Source organism: Streptomyces sp. NPDC058653, from assembly GCF_042716895.1.
Lineage (GTDB): Bacteria > Actinomycetota > Actinomycetes > Streptomycetales > Streptomycetaceae > Streptomyces.
Map to the genome: position 1 here is coordinate 1 of NZ_JBHXRM010000057.1, position 17,767 is coordinate 17,767.

17 protein-coding genes and 3 pseudogenes are annotated in these 17,767 nt (G+C 63.0%); 8 read left to right on the top strand and 12 right to left on the bottom strand.

From position 1 onward, the window contains the following. Positions 1-85: 85 nt before the first annotated feature. Positions 86-898: a class I SAM-dependent methyltransferase gene (locus ACFWU9_RS32795; RefSeq protein ID WP_384324721.1), complete on the bottom strand. Its 813-nt coding sequence runs from the start codon at positions 896-898 to the stop codon at positions 86-88. 80 nt (positions 899-978) lie between these two features. Here ACFWU9_RS32795 and ACFWU9_RS32800 point away from each other — a divergent pair, with 80 nt between their 5' ends. Further along, positions 979-1,608, top strand: a complete 630-nt coding sequence (locus ACFWU9_RS32800) for a CGNR zinc finger domain-containing protein (RefSeq protein ID WP_384324722.1) — start codon at positions 979-981, stop codon at positions 1,606-1,608. Here the strand turns inward: ACFWU9_RS32800 and sodX are convergent. Further along, the gene (gene sodX, locus ACFWU9_RS32805) at positions 1,512-1,931 is read right to left on the bottom strand and encodes a nickel-type superoxide dismutase maturation protease (RefSeq protein WP_384324723.1); all 420 of its coding nucleotides are present in this window, start codon (positions 1,929-1,931) and stop codon (positions 1,512-1,514) included. The genes ACFWU9_RS32800 and sodX overlap by 97 nt on opposite strands. Before the next feature lie 151 nt (positions 1,932-2,082). On the opposite strand from sodX, the gene sodN reads away from it, so the two are divergent. Next, the gene (sodN, locus tag ACFWU9_RS32810) at positions 2,083-2,478 is read left to right on the top strand and encodes a superoxide dismutase, Ni (protein ID WP_384324724.1); all 396 of its coding nucleotides are present in this window, start codon (positions 2,083-2,085) and stop codon (positions 2,476-2,478) included. A 7-nt stretch (positions 2,479-2,485) separates the two neighbouring features. Here sodN and ACFWU9_RS32815 read toward each other — a convergent pair whose 3' ends face one another. Then, positions 2,486-2,908, bottom strand: coding sequence for a tyrosine-type recombinase/integrase (locus ACFWU9_RS32815; RefSeq protein ID WP_384324725.1), 423 nt, complete (start codon positions 2,906-2,908; stop codon positions 2,486-2,488). 205 nt (positions 2,909-3,113) lie between these two features. On the opposite strand from ACFWU9_RS32815, the gene ACFWU9_RS32820 reads away from it, so the two are divergent. From ACFWU9_RS32820 to ACFWU9_RS32830, 3 genes and pseudogenes are all read left to right on the top strand, one after another. Continuing rightward, positions 3,114-3,374: a DUF3631 domain-containing protein gene (locus ACFWU9_RS32820; protein WP_384324726.1), complete on the top strand. Its 261-nt coding sequence runs from the start codon at positions 3,114-3,116 to the stop codon at positions 3,372-3,374. Next, positions 3,373-3,934, top strand: a pseudogene (locus ACFWU9_RS32825) (hypothetical protein); the annotation flags it as partial. The gene ACFWU9_RS32820 and the pseudogene ACFWU9_RS32825, both read left to right, overlap by 2 nt. Next, positions 3,924-5,506: pseudogene (locus ACFWU9_RS32830) on the top strand (mobilization protein); the annotation flags it as partial. The pseudogenes ACFWU9_RS32825 and ACFWU9_RS32830, both read left to right, overlap by 11 nt. A 194-nt stretch (positions 5,507-5,700) precedes the next feature. Here the strand turns inward: ACFWU9_RS32830 and ACFWU9_RS32835 are convergent. From ACFWU9_RS32835 to ACFWU9_RS32850, 4 genes are read right to left on the bottom strand one after another with little or no spacing between them, the layout of a single operon-like run. Further along, positions 5,701-8,811 (bottom strand): type I restriction endonuclease subunit R, encoded by a 3,111-nt coding sequence (locus tag ACFWU9_RS32835; RefSeq protein WP_384324727.1) that lies wholly within the window; start codon positions 8,809-8,811, stop codon positions 5,701-5,703. Then, on the bottom strand, positions 8,808-10,043 hold the full coding sequence (locus ACFWU9_RS32840; protein WP_384324728.1) for a restriction endonuclease subunit S: 1,236 nt from the start codon (positions 10,041-10,043) through the stop codon (positions 8,808-8,810). The genes ACFWU9_RS32835 and ACFWU9_RS32840 overlap by 4 nt, the downstream gene beginning before the upstream one ends. Next, positions 10,040-10,813: a hypothetical protein gene (locus ACFWU9_RS32845; protein WP_384324729.1), complete on the bottom strand. Its 774-nt coding sequence runs from the start codon at positions 10,811-10,813 to the stop codon at positions 10,040-10,042. Before ACFWU9_RS32845 ends, ACFWU9_RS32840 begins: the two co-directional genes overlap by 4 nt. A gap of 22 nt (positions 10,814-10,835) precedes the next feature. Then, the gene (locus tag ACFWU9_RS32850) at positions 10,836-12,416 is read right to left on the bottom strand and encodes a type I restriction-modification system subunit M (protein ID WP_384324730.1); all 1,581 of its coding nucleotides are present in this window, start codon (positions 12,414-12,416) and stop codon (positions 10,836-10,838) included. 269 nt (positions 12,417-12,685) lie between these two features. On the opposite strand from ACFWU9_RS32850, the gene ACFWU9_RS32855 reads away from it, so the two are divergent. From ACFWU9_RS32855 to ACFWU9_RS32865, 3 genes and pseudogenes are all read left to right on the top strand, one after another. Continuing rightward, entirely contained in the window at positions 12,686-13,006 is a 321-nt protein-coding gene (locus tag ACFWU9_RS32855; protein WP_384324731.1) for a hypothetical protein, read from the top strand. Positions 13,007-13,278: 272 nt separating this feature from the next. Beyond that, a pseudogene (locus ACFWU9_RS32860) lies at positions 13,279-13,967 on the top strand (tetratricopeptide repeat protein); the annotation flags it as partial. 1 nt (position 13,968) lies between these two features. After that, the gene (locus tag ACFWU9_RS32865; protein WP_384324732.1) at positions 13,969-14,499 is read left to right on the top strand and encodes an NUDIX domain-containing protein; all 531 of its coding nucleotides are present in this window, start codon (positions 13,969-13,971) and stop codon (positions 14,497-14,499) included. A gap of 42 nt (positions 14,500-14,541) precedes the next feature. On the opposite strand, the gene ACFWU9_RS32870 is transcribed toward ACFWU9_RS32865, so the two are convergent. From ACFWU9_RS32870 to ACFWU9_RS32890, 5 genes are all read right to left on the bottom strand, one after another. Then, positions 14,542-14,754 carry a hypothetical protein gene (locus ACFWU9_RS32870; protein WP_384324733.1) on the bottom strand — a complete coding sequence of 71 codons (213 nt, stop codon included), beginning with the start codon at positions 14,752-14,754 and terminating at the stop codon, positions 14,542-14,544. A 90-nt stretch (positions 14,755-14,844) separates the two neighbouring features. Then, complete coding sequence (locus ACFWU9_RS32875; protein WP_384324734.1) at positions 14,845-15,282, bottom strand: DUF488 family protein; 438 nt, start codon at positions 15,280-15,282, stop codon at positions 14,845-14,847. Continuing rightward, on the bottom strand, positions 15,279-15,836 hold the full coding sequence (locus ACFWU9_RS32880; protein WP_384324735.1) for a DUF488 family protein: 558 nt from the start codon (positions 15,834-15,836) through the stop codon (positions 15,279-15,281). The genes ACFWU9_RS32875 and ACFWU9_RS32880 overlap by 4 nt, the downstream gene beginning before the upstream one ends. Before the next feature lie 53 nt (positions 15,837-15,889). Continuing rightward, positions 15,890-16,588: a hypothetical protein gene (locus ACFWU9_RS32885; protein ID WP_384324736.1), complete on the bottom strand. Its 699-nt coding sequence runs from the start codon at positions 16,586-16,588 to the stop codon at positions 15,890-15,892. 455 nt (positions 16,589-17,043) lie between these two features. Next, a complete protein-coding gene (locus ACFWU9_RS32890; RefSeq protein WP_384324737.1) occupies positions 17,044-17,664 on the bottom strand; it encodes a TetR/AcrR family transcriptional regulator in 621 nt (206 codons plus the stop codon). Positions 17,665-17,767 lie beyond the last annotated feature (103 nt).

Below are 17,767 nucleotides of genomic sequence, written 5' to 3' on the forward strand. Positions count from 1 at the left end.
GGACCGGGGTCCGGTCGGTGCCACCCCTCCGCGCTGCCCCCGGCAAACGCGACCCGCGGGCGCGCCCGCCCGGCTACCCGCCCGGCTACTTGAGCGCCAGCACCAGCGAGTCCGAGGGCGAGGACCAGACCGCGCGCGCCTCGCCGAAGCCCGACTCCATCAGCGTCCTGGCGTGCCACTCGGCGGAGGGCGTGTCGCCGTCCGCGTGCTCGCCGTAGATCGCGAACCGCTCGGCGGTCGGCCCGGCGAGCACCGGGTCCTTCGCGGCGAGATTCCACCATTCGGCCCAATCGAGGGCACCCGCTTCTTTGGCGCGGTCCATCTCGCGGTGCCGGTGCGCGCGCTCGGCCTCGTTGATACGGGGCGTGCTCCCGTCCCTCATGTGATCGGCGTTCATGAAGACGCCCCCGGGCCGGACGAGACCGGCGATCTGCCCGTACAGCACGGCCAGCGGCTCGCTGTGCAGCCAGTGCAGCGCGGTGGCCGTGAGGACGGCGTCGTACGAGTCGTACGGCAGCTTCGCCGTCCACCCCGGGTCCTTGAGGTCGGCCCGCACCAGGGTCAGCCGGCTGTCGCCGGCGAAGTAGCCGCCAGCGATCGCGAGCAGGGCCGGGTCGAGGTCGACGCCGGTGCTGGTGGCCGCCGGGAAGCGCTGGAACAGCCGGTCGCTGATGCTTCCCGTCCCGCACGCGAGGTCCAGCACCCTCGGCTCCCGCCCGACCAGGGCCTCGACCATGTCGAGCATCACCCGGAAGCGTTCCTCGCGGTCGGGCATGTACCACTCCTGCTGGCGGTCCCAGCTGTCCTGCCAGGCGCGCCATTCGGCCCGCGCCGCCACGGGCGTCCCGCCATCGGCGCCGCCCGCGCCGGTCGCCGTGTCCGTCCCCGTGTCCACCATCGGAACCCTCCGCTCCGTAATACCCTGTCACCAAGACCAGCTATTACGCCGACCCTAGACCGCTGCCGTAAGGACTACAAGTGGAACTGGCCTCTTACTCGGACTATGCCGTACGCCTGGTCAACACCGAGGAACCGGCCCGCGGTACGGACACGCTGACCTCGGTCGAAGCCGTCCGCGCCCTCTTCGGCGGGTCCACCCAGGCGTCACGCCGCGCCACGGACGCGGACGTCACCCGCTTCCGTTCCGTACGCGGCCGGCTGCGCGCGGTGTTCGCGGCGGCCGACGCGGGCGAGGCGACGCACGCGGTCGACCTGCTGAACTCGCTGCTGCTGGAGTTCCCCGTCAGCCCGCAGATCTCGGGCCACGACTTCCTCGACGACGAGGGCCGTCCGCGCTGGCACATGCATCTGGCCGAGCACCCGTCGAACGCGACCGCCGGCTTCGCCGCGATCGCCGCGATGGGCCTGGCGTTCCATCTGACCGAGTACGGCGTGGACCGGCTGGGCCTGTGCCAGGCGGCACCGTGCCGTAACGCCTACCTCGACACCTCCACCAACCGCTCGCGCCGCTACTGCTCGGACCGCTGCGCGACCCGCGCCAACGTGGCCGCCTACCGGGCCCGTAAACGCCTGGAGACGGAACGGTCGGACAGCACCGGCCGCAGCGCCGAGAAGGCCCACGCGAGCGCGCCGACCACCGAGCGCTGATCCGCGCCGCGCGGCCGGTAACGGGCCCGCACCCGGCCGAGCACCAGCTCTCCGGGGACCGTCCCGAAGACCCGGCTGTCCCCCTCGGCCCCCGGATTGTCCCCGAGCACCCACCATCCGCCGTCCCGGCGCTGGACCAGGCGCTTGACGATGAGCAGATCCTGCTGGAGGGGATGTTTCAGTACGGCGATGTCCCCGGCCTTCACCGGTGCGCGGTAGTGCACCAGCAGCTGATCGCCCGACCGGAGGGTGGGATACATGGACGGTCCCGACACCTCCGCGATCCCCAACAGCGCTCTCGGCTCACGCCCGTGCTCCGTCATCCCGCACCTCCCGGTCCCACGGTACGTTCCGCCGCCCGGTCCCGATCCGACCCCGGACTTTTGTCCTAAGCCCTAGGGGGCACACGCGAAATCCGGCTTCTCACGGAGTAATGTCCCACCTGAGAAGACGATCACGAGGAAGGACAGCTCAATGCTCTCCCGCCTGTTTGCCCCCAAGGTGAAGGTCAGCGCCCACTGCGACCTCCCCTGCGGCGTTTACGACCCCGCCCAGGCCCGCATCGAAGCCGAGTCGGTCAAGGCCGTCCAGGAAAAGATGGCGGGTAACGACGACGAGCACTACCAGACCCGCGCCACGGTCATCAAGGAACAGCGCGCGGAGCTGGCGAAGCACCACGTCTCGGTGCTGTGGAGCGACTACTTCAAGCCCCCGCACTTCGAGAAGTACCCGGAGCTGCACCAGCTGATCAACGACACCCTGAAGGCCCTCTCGGCCGCGAAGGCGTCGAAGGACCCGGCGACGGGCCAGAAGGCGCTGGACTACATCGCCCAGATCGACAAGATCTTCTGGGAGACGAAGAAGGCCTGACCCCAGGTCAGGCCGCCTGACCCGCCCCCCCCCGCGGGCCATCACGCCTAACACCCCGCACCCGCTCCTCAGCCCGCCGAGAGAGGCGTCCATGCCGGAGCGGGTGCGGTCTTTTTGCTGGCCGCAAGTGCGCGTAGATCCGCAGCGTGATGACGGCGGACGCGTGGCCGAGGACCAGCTGAACCTGCTTGATGCTCGCCCCGCAGGCGATGAGCGCGGAGGCGTAGAAGTGCCGCAGGTCGTGGGTCATCACGTGCGGCAGCTCGACGGGCTTGCGTCCTTCGTACTTGGCCGGCTCGTTCTCCACCGCCTGGAGCGCCCTACGGGCGCAGTTCCATTCGGTCTTCCAACGGCGGTAGTTGAGGGGCTCGCCCTCCTCCATCCTGAACAGCCATTCCTTCGAGGGCCGCGCGGCGAGATGCCCGAGCACCGCGTCGGTGACAACCTCGCCGACCGGAACCGTCCGCTGGCACTTCGCGGTCTTCGGCGAACCGACTTTCCCGACTGGAGCCGCTGCCGCTCCACGCGAATGCTGCCAGCCTTGAAGTCGAAACCTTCGCGATGGCGGCGCTGGCCGGGATCGGCGATCTGCCGGACACGATCATGGACCGGGCGATCGTCATCCGCATGCAGAAGTGCGAGCCGGGCGAGCGGATCACCCCGTTCCACTCGCGGTACTCAGCGCCGGAACTGTACGCGCTGCACGACCGGCTGGCCGACTGGCTGATCCCGCAGCGCGGCACCGTCGCGGGCTATGGGAGCCGCTCGTCATCGTCGCCGACCTCGCTGGCGGGCACTGTCCCGCGCGCTCAACCGACGACCAGCAGCAGGCTGGAGTGAACGAGCCTCTAACGAGGCTTCGTCCGCGCTTGCCCCCGCCCCAGAGGGACCGGTGACAAAGCCGAGCGTCAGGGGGCGCCCGAGCTGGAGGAGAGAGTGGCTGAGGACTTTTGCCAGCCTGCCGCCGCCCCCGTTCCTCCCAGTACACCGGCCACTCCCCCGCCGCCCGTGGAGCAGCACTCCGGGCGGGATCTCGACGCCCCCGTCCTGCCCGCGCAGATGAACTGCAAGCGCGCCGTCGAGAAGCGCGACCAGGAGAAGACCATCCGCTTCACGCGTACCGCGGTCCAGGTGATCAGCGCCGCCGCTCAGCAGCGACGGTCAGAGGTGCGCCGGATTCGTCGGGGACGCGGCCCTGGCTGTTGCACAGGGCAAAGCGGGGATGTTCGGCAGCCCGGAGGACGATCCTCAGCGCCCACTGATCGAGGCCGTCGAGGCACATACCGTCACGCTGAACCGCATCGGCGGCAACCTCAACCAGATCACCGCAGCCATCAACCGAGGAACTGTGCCAGAGCACGCAAAGGCAATTCTCGACCGCGTCGAGCGAGCAGCACAGACCAGCTTCCACCTCATCGACCAGCTCCTGTCGGAAGGCACGGCTCATGGTTCCTGACGTCTCCACGGGTTCCGACAGCCGCGGACTGATCGCCTTCCTCTCCGGCCCCGGCCACAGCAACGAGCACACCAACCCCCACGTCGTCGCCGCCTAGGACATGACCGGTGCTCCCGACGCCGGCCGCGACCCGGCAGCCACCTACTCCCAGCTCGCCAGGCGACTCGACCACCATGTCGGCCTCCGCACCCGCGAGCTGGGCGGCGAGAAGCCACCGCAGCGCGCCTGGCAGTGCCCGGTCCGCACCGCGCCCGACGACCGCTGCCTCACTGACACCGAGTGGGCCGAAGTCGCCCGCCGCGTCGTGCACACCACGGGCATCGCCTCCGACGGCGACGAGAGGGCGTGCCGATGGATCGCGGTCCGTCACGCCGACGACCACATCCACGTCATGGCCACCAGCGTCCGCGCTGACAGACGCCGCCCGCGCACCCACCAGGACGGTTGGCTGGCACAGGCCGAGTGCCGCAGGATCGAGACAACGTTCGGCCTGCGCCGCCTTAAATCCGGTGACCTCACGGCCCCCCGAACCCCTACCAGCGCCGAACGCGCCAAGGCCGAGCGCCAGGGCCAGACGGTCACAGCACGACAGTGGCCGCGCGAGCGGGCATACACGGTCGCCGCTGCCGTACACACCGAGGCCGACTACTTCACCGTGCTGCAATCCCTCGGCATTAAGGTGAAAACGTGCTTAGGCGCCGAGAGCGGCCAGGTGATCGGCTACAGCCTCGCCGCACCAGGCGACACCAACAACGCCGGTAAACCCGTCTGGTACGGCGGCTCGAAACTCGCCCCCGACCTCTCCATCAACCGCCTCCGCGAACGCCTCGCCGACCAGGAGGTGACCGACCACCCCCGGTTCGCGGAGCATCCAGCCGAACCGTGCCGGCGCACAATCGCCGCGATACAGACGGCGCATTACGTCCTCGACTCCGACGACGATGCCGCCTCTCAAGCCCACCTCTCCGCCTTCGGCGACGCCCTCTACAACATCGCCAGCGCCACACCGGCCCGCACCAGGCAGAGCTACGCGCGGCCGCCCCGACGTTCAACCGCCCCCGCCGATCCGCCACCCAAGCGGACCACCAGGCCGCCATCGCACTACGCCAAGCCTCAGAGGAACTCGTCTACGCCTCCAACGAGCCGGGCGGACTCACCATCGCCCTGCTCTTCGCCACTGTCCACCTGGCCCGCGCCCCCGCCAAGTGACACGAACAAGCGATGCCACGAGCAACAAGCGGGAGCAGCCGACGAAGCCTTCCGCCACCTTGAGGCGGGCTACCAGCAAGCCGCCACCCCCGACCTGGCAGACCTGACTCGCCACGCCCCAGGAGCCGAGACGCCGACCACAACCCTCGGCGGCTCCTTGCCGAAGCGGGCACCCAGCGGGAACTCGACAGCGCCGAGCACCCCTCTGAGGTCCTCAACTGGCACATCACCACTCAGCCGAGCCGGCGGACGCAAACCGCTCGCAGCCGAAGTACCACCAGCGGAACACCGGCCATGCCTGCCACGCCACGCCATCCGGCTACGCCAGTGGCCACGAGGCCCGAAGAGCGCAATCGGCACCGCCGACCTCGTATTCGCCCAGTCAGATTCCCGACAGAGGGTGCGGCCGGTGAAGGCTGGCACAGACCCTGGTGCGCCACATGGCGTACCAGATCAGCTGGAGTGCTGAGCGGTCGCCTAAGCACGCACGTCGATGAGAAGCCACGTCGAGTACGCGTTCCTTCAAATGGTCAGGCATCAAGGAGCCCGTCACATCGTTAGTCGTTTCCTCCAGCGCCCAGCCCAGAGAACCGCTCGAAGAACTGTGTCAATGTTTCGATCACGCGCTTCTTCTTGTCACCGTGGCCAGCCTCGCGACTGAAACGAGACACGGGAGGAAGGATCTTCGTGATCTCCATGCCAGTCGTACGGATCTGCCCGTCGCGGAATGCGGCTTTAACGAACGCCCGTGTCTGCTCGGGCTTGAGTTTTTGCTCTTCGATGATCGCAGCGAGCTCAGCATCTCGCTTCGCATCCACATATGCCTGCCATTGTTCATCCACAGCGCCGTCTACAGACAGCGAACTCACAAAGTCTTCGACGAGGTCGCGCTTGCTCCGCAGGCTCGGGCTAGCATCGACCGCACGCGAGATCTGGGCGCGGATCTCTTGGTCGTCACCGTCGCCACGCTCGGCGCGCATCTTCTCGACGAGCATTAGAATGTAGTCGACGTTGATCTCGACCTGCTTGACCAGCTCGATCTCGAAGACGACATCCTCGTTGATGCGTTCCTTCTCCGCGGCGGTCTCCGCACGGAATTCGGCGTACAAGTTGAGGTAGATACTGCGGTAGTCCTGGTGCTGGCGTTCTGTCAACAAGTCCTGCCCGGCGAAGTCGTCAAACTCGGTCAGGATGTTGTGCAGCCGCAGTACGGCACCAAAAAGGTTGATGAAGGCCTTCTGCGCCTGCTCCCCGATGATAGGGGTGCCGAGCGGGAAAGTCTGCAGCAGCTCGGTTACCTTCTCGGCGTACTCGCTGTAGTACTCGCCGTAGAACGGCACGGTGACAATTCCCCTGGCGTCCTTGTTCCCGAACAGCTCGAGCGCCGCGTTCGTCTCCTCTTCAAGGTCACGGAAAGCGACGATATTCCCGTGACGCTTGACGGAGTTGAGGATCCGATTGGTGCGCGAATAAGCCTGGATCAAGCCATGCATCTTCAGGTTCTTGTCGACGAACAGCGTGTTGAGCGTGGTCGCGTCGAAGCCGGTGAGGAACATGTTCACCACGATGACCAAGTCGATCTCGCGGTTCTTCATACGCTGTGACAGGTCCTTGTAGTAGTTCTGGAACTTGTCGGTGCTGGTGTCGTAGCTGGTGCCGAACATCGCGTTGTAGTCCCGGATCGCATCTTCCAAGAACGTGCGCGCGTCGCCGCTCAGCCCGTCGGCCTCAAACGCCTCGTCGTCGAGGATCCCGTCATCGCTGGCCTCGTTCGCCCCGTAGGAGAAGATGATGCCCACCTTCAAGCGCCGATCGGGGGTGAGCGCCTCCTGTTGGAGCTTGAACTCCAGGTAATAGAGCCGCGCTGCCTCGATCGACGCGGTGGCGAACAGGGCGTTGAAGCCGCGGACTCGTTTCTTCTCGCGAAGCGCCTCGTCTTGACGCCTCGTCCGAGTCGACTCCGCGACATTGGTGACAACCGAGTGCTCATAGCTCGACTGCCGCTTCGTCTTCTGGTCGAAGTGCTCCAGGATGTACGCCGTGATCCCGCGAAGCCGGCGGCCATCCAACAGGGCATGCTCTCGATCTATCGCCGAGATCTGCTTGTCGTCGGGATTGCCGACCTTGATCGTGTTGATGTAGTCGATCCGGAATGGCAGGACATTCCTGTCCGTGATCGCGTCTATGATCGTGTACGTGTGCAGTTTTTCGCCGAAGGCCTGCTCGGTGGTCTTCAGCAGCGGGTTCCCGCCGCTTGAGGAGTTGGGCGGAAAAATCGGGGTACCGGTGAAGCCAAACAGGTTGTACCGCTTGAAGGCTCGCGTAATTTCGGTGTGCATGTCGCCGAACTGCGACCGGTGACACTCATCGAAGATGATCACGGAGTGGCCCGAGAGCACCTCGTGCCCCCGGTTCGCCTTGATGAACGTCGACAGCTTCTGGATCGTCGTGATGATGATGCTTGCGTTCGGATCTTCCAGTTGCTTCTTCAAGATTGCCGAGGACGCGTTCGAGTTGGCGGCGCCTTTTTCGAAGCGGTCGTACTCGCGCATCGTCTGGTAGTCGAGGTCCTTGCGGTCGACGACGAACAACACTTTCGCGACATCAGGTAGTTTCGATGCCAGCTGCGCAGCCTTGAACGAGGTCAGCGTCTTGCCCGACCCGGTCGTGTGCCAGACGTACCCGCCGGCCTCGACGGTGCCAAGCGTCCTGAGGTTCGTCGAGCACTCGACCTTCCGCAAGATCCGCTCCGTCGCCACGATCTGATACGGCCGCATCACTAGCAAGTCACGATCGGCCGTCAGCACGCAGTACTTTGTCAGCACGTTCAACAGCGAGTGCTTGGTGAAGAACGTCTTGATGAACGCGGTAAGCTCCGGGATCGGCTTGTTCTGCGCGTCCGCCCACCACGACGTGAACTCGAACGAGTTGCTTGACTTCTTGTCCTTGCCCGCGAGGGCAGCCTTCTGGTTGTCCTTCAAGTGCTTCGAGCGGGTGCTATTGGAGTAGTACTTCGTTAGCGTGCCGTTGCTGATCACGAACAATTGCACATACTCGAACAACCCAGAGCCTGCCCAGAAGCTATCGCGCTGGTACCGGTTGATCTGGTTGAACGCCTCACGGATTTCCACCCCACGGCGCTTGAGCTCGATATGCACCATCGGTAGACCGTTGACTAGCACTGTCACGTCGTACCGGTTCGCGAAGCTCGCACCGCCCTCGCCCCGGTCAATCTCGTACTGGTTAATGACTTGCAGACGATTGTTGTGGACGTTCTTCTTGTCAATGAGACTGATGTTCTTCGTCGAACCATCATCACGCTTCAGAAGCTGAACATGGTCTTCCTGGACCCGCACCGTCTTCTCGACGATGCCCTCGTTCTGTCCGGCAATCCTGGTCGAGAAAAACGACTCCCACTCGGAATCCGAGAACGACACGTGGTTCAGCGCCTCAAGCTGGATCCGCAGGTTAGCGACAAGCTGCATCTCCGATGCGATCGGGAGGTACTCATATGCCTGCGACTCCAGGAGACGGATCATCTCCTGCTCAAGCGCCGCCTCCGATTGGTATGCCGCGGCTCCGGAGACAGCGGGGACGTACTCAGCTATGACGGTACTTTCGGCCGAGACTGCGATCGGGTCGTATTTGCGCGCCTGCGCTTTCCTCATGCCGCAGCCTCCTTGAACGTCAAGAGCCGATCGCGGTAGTGCTCATACTGCTTACGACGAAATGAGATCTCAGCAGGGAGCCCGAAACTGATGTCATTGACGAGAGCAGCAAAATTGTCGAGCGTCTCGACGATCTTCTCCTGAATAGTCAGATTCGGGACCGGTACCTTGATATCGGCAAGCCCAGCCGCTGAGAGCCTCTTCACCTTGGCCCGCGACACATGGCGTTCCTTCTGGCGATGAAACTCCTCTGTCTGCACCGCATAAGCGACATACTTAGGGTTCAGTGGGGAGGTGTACACAAATGTATCGTCGTGCGTGGCCACTGGTTCCCTTCCGAGCCACGCGACAGCTTTACCTACGTCCTCAACCGTCTCACCAACGCCGGCGAATACTACGCTCCCGGGTTGCGCATACCGAAGTTGATCGTGAAGCTCAACACGAACGTGCCTAACGGCCTCGTCAGCGGAGGTACCGTATTCGGTGTAAATTTCACCATAGTGGATACTCGGAATTCCAGAATCGACCACGTCGTTCTTGGTAAAACGACGTCCACGCACAAAAACACCAACGTCACCAAGACGAACGCGCTCCGCCCCGACGGCCTCGCTCACCAGCTTGTCTCGGTAAAAAACGTATTGGCGATGACGTGCCTTCAGCTCCGCCTCCAGCTCCGCCTTCAGCTCCGCCTCCAGCTCCGCGAACTGGTCCAACACCTTCACGATCTCCCGCTGCACCTCAAGGGGTGGGACCGGGATTTTCACCGTTGCGAGCTTATTTGCAGAAACATCGATAACCTTGGTGCCGGTAGCACGACGCTTTTTCTCATGATGGAATGCAGGGGATTGGAACCAGTAGGCAAGATACTTGGAATCGATAGACGGTTTAATGACAGTTGCATGCCCCCCCGTTACAATGGTCTCGCTACCGAGCCAGGCAACAGCTTTACCCACGTCATCGAGATTCTCGCTGGTGTTAGTGATAATGAGATCGCCAGGATTCACTTTCGCCAGTCTTGCAGCCTTCTCCTCGTGTACGTGCGAGATTACTTCAGTGGCCCAAGTGTCATAATGCGTATAGATCTGACCATAGTGAATACAGCCGACCCCTTCGTCCGTGAAGTCCGATTTCGGCATTCCGTTGCCGCGAACCAGCTCTGCAATCGCGCCAAGCTCCTTGAACTTAACCCCGTCCGGACATAGCTCCCGAAGCATTTCATCGATACTGCTCACGCGACGCTTCCTCCTGCAATCTCACTAATGCTTTTGACGTCCCAGCCCAGTTCTTCGATCGCTCTGGCGTATTCGTTGTCGCGGCTTACTTCGTCAACGACACCTAGGACCAGCTGGAGGCAGGGCCTATATTTCTGGAGCGCTTCCTCTTCGCTTGACTCGCCATGGATAATGTCGCTGAGCTCACGAAATAGCTGATACCCATTACTTGAGAAGCGCCGCGGAATAATATTGCGAACTTCATTCACTTTCTCTAGCACCACAGCAAAGGGGATATTTTTCCCGTTATTCTTCTTTATCTCGATCTCGGCAATCTCGGCAACTTCGAACGTAACGAGCTCGAAGATCTTGCGAAGGTAGACGATTGATCCGGCACCAAGTTGGTTTTCATACGCGAGCTGCGCGCGCTTAACCAGATCCGAGAATGGTCCGCGATGGCCGTCGATCCGGTCAGCGCGGTCGCGAAGGTTCTCCGTGTAGCGCTCAATACGCACTTCTGGTGCGACACCAGAAATGTCATCATTGCTGCCGATGAGGAACCATATCTCCACGGATGACCGGCATTCGATACATTGTAGTGTGGCGTCGATACTGATTTGATTGTCACCGAGTCCCAAACATGACAGCTCATCTCCGGACACGAAAGTTCGCTGAGTGTCACAGGTGCGGCAATGAAAATTGCGGAGGACCTTTCCTATTTTGATCCTCCTATGCTTGCCCCACTTCAGTGTCTGCCCGCCGAGAAAGCCTTCCACCTGCGTGGTTGCCACAGCGGGAGCGTCGGAGAGGAGTTTAGACAAACGCATTTCCCTCTGCTTCCAGCTCGGAAACAATCGCGTCGATCGACGTGCGCAGCTCCGCCTGCCGCGCCACAATGCGAGCGATCTCGGCGTTCAGCTCGACGATTTTGACCTTCTCGCGCTTATCCTCCGACTCAACATGAGAGGCCACGGCGATGTTGTAGTCGTTCGCCGCGATATCGTCGTTACTGACGAGCGTGGTGAAGTGATCTTCCGGGTCACGCGTGGTAAACGCCTCGAGGATCCTCGCCTGGTGCTCCTCGAGCAGCTTGTTCTTGTTACCGACACGCTTGAATTCGGCTGAGGCGTCGATGAACAGCACGTCGCTGGACTTCTTCGACTTCTTCAGTACGAGGATGCACGTGGCGATCGTGGTGCCGAAGAACAGGTCGGCAGGCAACTGGATGACCGCGTCGACGTAGTTGTTGTCGATCAGGTACTTACGGATCTTCCTTTCTGTACCCCCGCGGTACAGCACCCCCGGGAACTCGACGATCGCGGCCGTGCCGTCGACGGCGAGCCAGCTGAGCATGTGCATCGTGAAGGCCAGGTCAGCCTTCGACTTCGGCGCCAGCACGCCCGCCGGCGCAAAGCGCTCATCGTTAATCAGCAACGGGTTCGCGTCACCTTCCCACCTGATCGAGTACGGCGGGTTGGAGACGATCGCCTCGAATGGTTCATCGTCCCAGTGCGCCGGGTCGATGAGAGTGTCGCCGTGCGCGAGGTTGAAGTCTGAGTAGTTCACGTCGTGTAGGAACATATTGATCCGAGCAAGGTTGTACGTAGTCAGGTTGATCTCCTGACCGTAGAAACCCTGGCGGACATTGTTCTTACCGAGGACCTTGTCGAACTTCAGCAGCAGCGAGCCCGACCCGACCGCCGGGTCGTAGACCTTGTTGACCTGCTTCTTGCCGACGACTGCGATGCGCGCCAGCAGTTCAGAGACCTCCTGCGGCGTGTAGTACTCGCCTCCGGACTTGCCCGCGTTGGCCGCGTACATCTGCATCAAATATTCGTAGGCATCGCCGAACAGGTCGATCGAGTTGTCTTCGAACCGTCCTAGCGGCAGATCGCCGATGGCGTCGAGTAGCTTCGCGAGCTTCTGGTTACGCTTGGCGACCGTCCCTCCGAGCTTGTTGCTGTTGACGTCAAGATCGTCAAACAGCCCCTTCAGATCATCCTCGCTGTCGGTTCCCAGCGCCGAGCCCTCGATGTTCTTGAAGACCCGAGCAAGCGTTTCGTTGAGGTTCTCGTCCCGCACAGCGTGCTCGCGGACGTTGGCGAACAGTTCCGACGGCAGAATATAGAAGCCCTTCTCCGCCACAACTTCGGCTCGAGCGAACTCGGCTTGCGCGTCGGGAAGCACCTTGTAGTCGAACGACTTATCTCCAGCTTCACGTTCGCCGCGGTTGATGTACGCCGATAGGTTTTCGGAGATGAAGCGGTAGAAGAGCATGCCTAGCACGTAGGTCTTGAAGTCCCAGCCGTCGACACTGCCGCGCAGGTCGTTCGCGATACGCCAGATCATCTTGTGCAGCTCTGCCCGCTGGCCTTCTTTGGTGGTCGGTGCCATGTTGCAGTTGTTCTCCTCCGCGCCACGGCGCGATCACATTGCTTCGAAATGTGCAGCCAGACTACCGGCGGCGGCGCAGCCGTGGCTGTAGTGCCGATCATGATGCGTCCTGGGGTCGGTGACCTTGCTGGTGGCAGGGGGTGGTGTGCAGGGCCCCAACATTTGCCTGAGTCGCCCAGGTCTGGACCGATCAGCCCTCACGAGCGGCTCCCGGAAATGAACGGAGACCACCCCTTGTGGATCATGGTTTTCACTACGCTTCAAGATCCATGAGGGTGCCGTTTCCGCCCCTCCATCATCTCCCGCTCCTCGACTGCCTCATCACAGCTTGTGACAGCGACGACCGACTGGGCGAGGAGGAACTGGCCTCTCTCGCGGTGCTCCTGCTCGAGCCCGGCCACGAGACCACGAGGAACTTCCCCGGCAACGCTACCCTGTCCCTGCGCCAGCACTCGGCCGAACTCGACCGCATCCGCCAGAACCCAAACTGCATCCCCGCGGCACTGGACGAGCTGTTTGGATTCAGCTCCCCCATCAGCACGGCCGCCTCCGGTACACCAACGAAAACCCATCACACTCGGCGGCACTGACGTCCCGGCAGACGCACCGGTGCTGTTCTCCCTCGGAGCTGCCAACCGCGGCCCGGAACGATTCCCGTCACCGGGCCAATTTGACACTCTGTCCGTGTGGTCAGGAATCCTCAACGCTGCATTCGCGGAGGCAGACACGCACCCCGCCAGCCGATCCGTAGGTCCGGCGAGGCGGTCGGCATCGCCCGAGTTGGGTCCCGACTCCACGGGCGCCCAGGAAGTCAGACCCCCACAGCGCATCCTGATGCCCTCGCTGCTCGCGGCGGCGAGGGCATCGGTCCACCGCCCGTATGCTCGGCGCGCGCACCGGCATCTCCCTGGTCGGCGGGGAGGACGTGGACGTCGTACGCCAGATCACCGTTGCCTTCAGCGGCGCCGACGAACGTCTCGGCGGCGGGCACGGTCTAACCACCGTCACGGCATACCTCGCCGACACAGCAGCTCCCATGCTGCGCGGGCGCTTCCCCGGCGAGGTGTTACGCCGGGCTGCCTTCGGCGCCGTCGCCGAACTCGCTTATCTCGCAGGGTGGAAGCACCACGACCTCGGTCAGGAAGGCGCCGCCCAGCGCTACTACCAGCTCGCCTACGAAGCCGACCCCCACGGCCACGCCGCCTGGATGATGCGAGCCCTTGCCCACCAGGCACTCAGCCTCAAGCAACCCCACCATTGCGTCGACCTCGTCGAAGGCGCTCTACGGCGGGGCCTCGGCCACGTCGACAGCGAGACGGAAACCCTCCTCCACATCACCCACGCCGACCTCGGCGACAGCCTCGCCGCCCAGGCCCGCGCCGACGAAGCCGTGGCGCCTGGACCCAGGCCTTGGTCCTCATGGAGGGCATGACCTCCGACCGCACCCGTAAAGCCATCACCTCGATCCGCTCCACCCTCGCGGTCTACCAGCACCGCCGCGTCCCCGGCGCGGCCGATCTCACCCGCCGCGCCCGCGAGGCCCTCGCCTAGCATGCCCAGCAACCCGCCCGACGAAGGGAACCCCGTGATCCAGCGGACCGACGACCAGCCGAAGGCCCTCAAGCCGGCCCTGGAATCGATGACGCTGCTGGTCGCGGCGGTCGTCGTCCACGACAGGGCCACCAACCGCGTCGTCCTCCTCCAGCGCAGCGAGAACGCCAAGTTCGCCCAGGGCATGTGGGACCTCCCGGTCGGCAAGAGCGAACCGGGCGAGCCCATCACCGAGACCGCGGTCCGCGAGCTCTACGAGGAGACCGGCCTCACCGTGAAGCCGGAGGCGCTGAAGGTCGCCCACATCATCCACGGCGCCTGGGGCGTCGAAGCCCCCAACGGCTTCCTCACCATCGTCTTCGCCGCCCACGACTGGACGGGCGAACCCGAGAACCGAGAACCCCGCAAGCACGCCCAAGTCCGCTGGGTCGACGCGGACGCCATCCCCAACGCCTTTGTCGCCACTACCGCCAGTGCTCTCCATCAATACCTGACAGGTGGCCCGGAGATCTCCCTCGACGGTTGGCGTTAGCGAAAGCAGCGTCTTGCGATCACAGTCCGAAGGGCTACGACGTCACCGCAGGGCTTCCTGAATTGCCGCGCCGATCCGAAGGTCCACGGTTCCATCCTGCGCCAGGCCGGAAAAGTGCGCCGCAGAGCGCGGGTGATCCCGCAAAACCGCCACCATAAGATGCGCCGCCCGGTCGGACAGTGAGCGAATCCAGGGCGCGCGAGGGGGAAGATGCATGGTCTTCACGAAAGTGAGCGGGTCGAGGATGGAGCTCACCTGCGAGATGACGGCTTGCAGAGGCGACTCCGGCAGAGTCGACTCAGGCGAACGTGTATTGGAAGCGGCTCTAGACCGCAGTGCCGCCGCTCACGCCAGGTGCTCAATTTCGACGTCATCCCACTTCTGTGCGAGATATTCGGCGACCAGTCGGCGGTGGCAATGCCTCGCATTATCCTCGCTACAGAGCAGGACTGCGTTGTCGAATACTTCCCGCCGGATTTCGTCCTCGATTCGGCGAGCCTTCATCAGTTTGAGAAATCGCTCTTCGTAGGCCGCCCAGCCGACATCCCGCTTCTTGTAGGCATCGAGCATTTCCTTGGTCGGGGCCAGTTCGGTACGATGAGCGTACTGTGCACCGCAAATCTCGCCCAGGAAGTACCTCAGATCGTCACGCTTAGCGAAACCGGACAGTTGTGACACATTATTGAGTCGAACATCGATCAGCGATGACACTTCAGCTTCACGCAATAGCCCGAAGAACTTTTCGGCGGACTTCTTCGTGAATCCGATGGTGTAAAGTTTCATCTCTCCGGTGTCCCGTCGACGCGAAGTTGCTCATTAACATACGCGATACGTTGTTCCTGGCGGTCGAGAGCTTCTTGGAGCCGCTCGGTCGAAGTCCGGAATAGATCTTCCTGATCCAGTCCAAAATTTGCCATCAGGCGTCGCATTGCCGAGGAATGGTTTTCGATGTGCCCGTCGGCATGAATGTGTTCGACAGCGATTCCATCGCCCTCAAGGATCCGCGCGACGAGCACGCAGCGGTGACAGTCGAGTGGTTCCTGTTCGGTGCACATTACGGCGATTCGCTCGCTCTGCGAACCGATCCGCAGGCGATGGATGCCGCTGACGAAATTCGAGGTCCGAGCAAGAAGGTCGTACCGCACCCGTCCGTCGACATAGCAGGTTAGGTCTTCGGTGCGCGCACCCAGTTCCTTCCCTAGGAAGACGTACTTAATTTCGGCCGTGGACAGGCTACGCTCCAGGGCGTATCGGTTGAACTGGGGCGTGAATCGACTGACGGGCATCGACCGCACATCGGCGATCGCCGTGATCCCATGTTTCTGCAGCAGGCTCAAAAATCCTGAGCTACTGTGGGTCGAGTGGCCGATAGTGAATACTGTACGGGGCGTCATAGCCTGCTACCTGTTTGAACCTTCGCTCGCTCGATAATGGCTGCCACTAATTTATAGACATAGCCTTCGTACGGTTCACCGAGGCTCACCGTAAGGAATGATTCACCAAGTTCGTACATCCCTTCCGGCTTAGCCAGGTATTCCTGCTCATATATGGGATCGGTCACCTTGAGTATATGCCCATGTCTCGCATAGGAGAAGTGGGCACGCAGGGCACGCTTCTGATCTCCGAACGCCGCCCCAGGGACGTGCACTTGTAACTTCAGATTGGCGATGCGTATCAGCTTGAGCGAGTCAGACAGAGTGACTGCTTGTTCAATCGGAAGGCGGTCATCATTTCCGTGATAGGTACTGAACCCGTTGATCCACAGTGCACTGGGACGCTGTTCCAGTCTCAGTAATCGCCTCCACCCGACCCTTCCGGTCTTCCTCCAATAGTAAGCGGGATCAAGGAGCCAATTCTCACTCTGAAATTCGTTCGACTGAGGTCGGACAAGCGGCACCGCGATAATATCGAGAACCTTCGGCTCCGTTCCGTCTTCATACTGCCTTTCGCGATCTGAGACTTCGCGGGTCAGGCGGGAACTAACCGGGCGTACCCACTCTCCCGAATCGCCCCATACCATTCCTGCCACGCAGCGGCCCGAAAGCTTACGCGAATTCGCCAGACACACGAGCCTCTTTATCAGTGCCATGCGCACCCCCTAAATCCGAAACATCGACTTCCTGCGGGACGTAAGCGCAGCGCGCCTGCGCAGAGCAACCACAAACACAATCGGTTGCAAGATCCGCGATTCATCCGAGAGCCTACGACCGGGGCGCGATACCCGTCCGGCGTTCCAGCAAGCGCGATGTTCAAACCAGGTCGTGGTGCGCTTCGTCCCCAGGCCGACTGCCTGGCGCCACGCAGGGCAATCGGCCGACTAGGGTGTTGGCCGATCCTTCGGCGTTGCGGCGTGATGCTCGGTTCACGGTGCCGTCCGGTCACGGGTAGGGCCCGGAACGTGATGGATGGCCTGCAGCAGCCCGCCCCACTACCAGGAGACCAAGAAGGCCTGACCCCAGGTCAGCTCTTATCCGGACTCACAACCGCCCGCACCCGGCCCGCACGACGGACCGGGTGCGGGCGGTTTTCGTGGGGGGGACGCGGTCAGGGGTGGGTCAGGGTGGAGCCCGAGGCTCCGGGGCCGCCCAGGCCGTGGAGCAGGGTGTCGACCACCTGGGTTGCCAGGGTGTCGACTTCGGCGTTCGGTGAGGCCGTCAGGTCGTCCGCTCGGTTCTGGGCCGCCTCGTGGATCAGGGCGTAGTAGACCTGGCGGACCCAGAGCAGGTCGGCGTCCGGGCGCAGGACGCCGGCCTCCCTCGCTCGTAGGAACAGGGTGTCGCAGCGCTCCAGTACGTCGGCGTGGACCTGTGCCACCTCCGGGTCCTGGGGTGTCCTGCGGCTCATCGCGAAGCCCCAACCGATCTTCACGCGAAGGACGTTGGCGGTCACCTGGTAGAGGGTGACCAGCGGCGGGGCCGTCACCGGGGCGCCCACCACCGCGTCGTGGAACTGCCGCGTCGCCCACTCGCTCAGCGCGTCGACCAGGGCCTCGCGGGTCGCGAAACGCCGGTGGACCGTCGTACGGGCGACCCCCGCCGCCTCCGCGATCTGCTCCATCGTCGCCGCCGGATTGGCGCTCAGCACGCGCTCGGCGGCGGTCAGGATCGTCTGCACGGTCCGCTCCGCGTCCGCCCGCAGGGGCTTCTGCCTCTTCTGATCGGCCATGAGGGAAAGCCTACGCCGTGTTGCCATTCGCACGATACTTGCAACATCAGTGTTGCAAGTACTAGCCTTTTCGCATCGCCAGAGACTCATCTTTCCGAGCATC

Coding starts and splice junctions, on each gene's coding strand:
- ACFWU9_RS32795 (WP_384324721.1), bottom strand. CDS start 898: ATGGTGGACACGGGGACGGACACGGCGACCGGCGCGGGCGGCGCCGAT.
- sodX (WP_384324723.1), bottom strand. CDS start 1,931: ATGACGGAGCACGGGCGTGAGCCGAGAGCGCTGTTGGGGATCGCGGAG.
- sodN (WP_384324724.1), top strand. CDS start 2,083: ATGCTCTCCCGCCTGTTTGCCCCCAAGGTGAAGGTCAGCGCCCACTGC.
- ACFWU9_RS32835 (WP_384324727.1), bottom strand. CDS start 8,811: ATGAGGAAAGCGCAGGCGCGCAAATACGACCCGATCGCAGTCTCGGCC.
- ACFWU9_RS32850 (WP_384324730.1), bottom strand. CDS start 12,416: ATGGCACCGACCACCAAAGAAGGCCAGCGGGCAGAGCTGCACAAGATG.
- ACFWU9_RS32855 (WP_384324731.1), top strand. CDS start 12,686: ATGAGGGTGCCGTTTCCGCCCCTCCATCATCTCCCGCTCCTCGACTGC.
- ACFWU9_RS32865 (WP_384324732.1), top strand. CDS start 13,969: ATGCCCAGCAACCCGCCCGACGAAGGGAACCCCGTGATCCAGCGGACC.
- ACFWU9_RS32875 (WP_384324734.1), bottom strand. CDS start 15,282: ATGAAACTTTACACCATCGGATTCACGAAGAAGTCCGCCGAAAAGTTC.
- ACFWU9_RS32885 (WP_384324736.1), bottom strand. CDS start 16,588: ATGGCACTGATAAAGAGGCTCGTGTGTCTGGCGAATTCGCGTAAGCTT.
- ACFWU9_RS32890 (WP_384324737.1), bottom strand. CDS start 17,664: ATGGCCGATCAGAAGAGGCAGAAGCCCCTGCGGGCGGACGCGGAGCGG.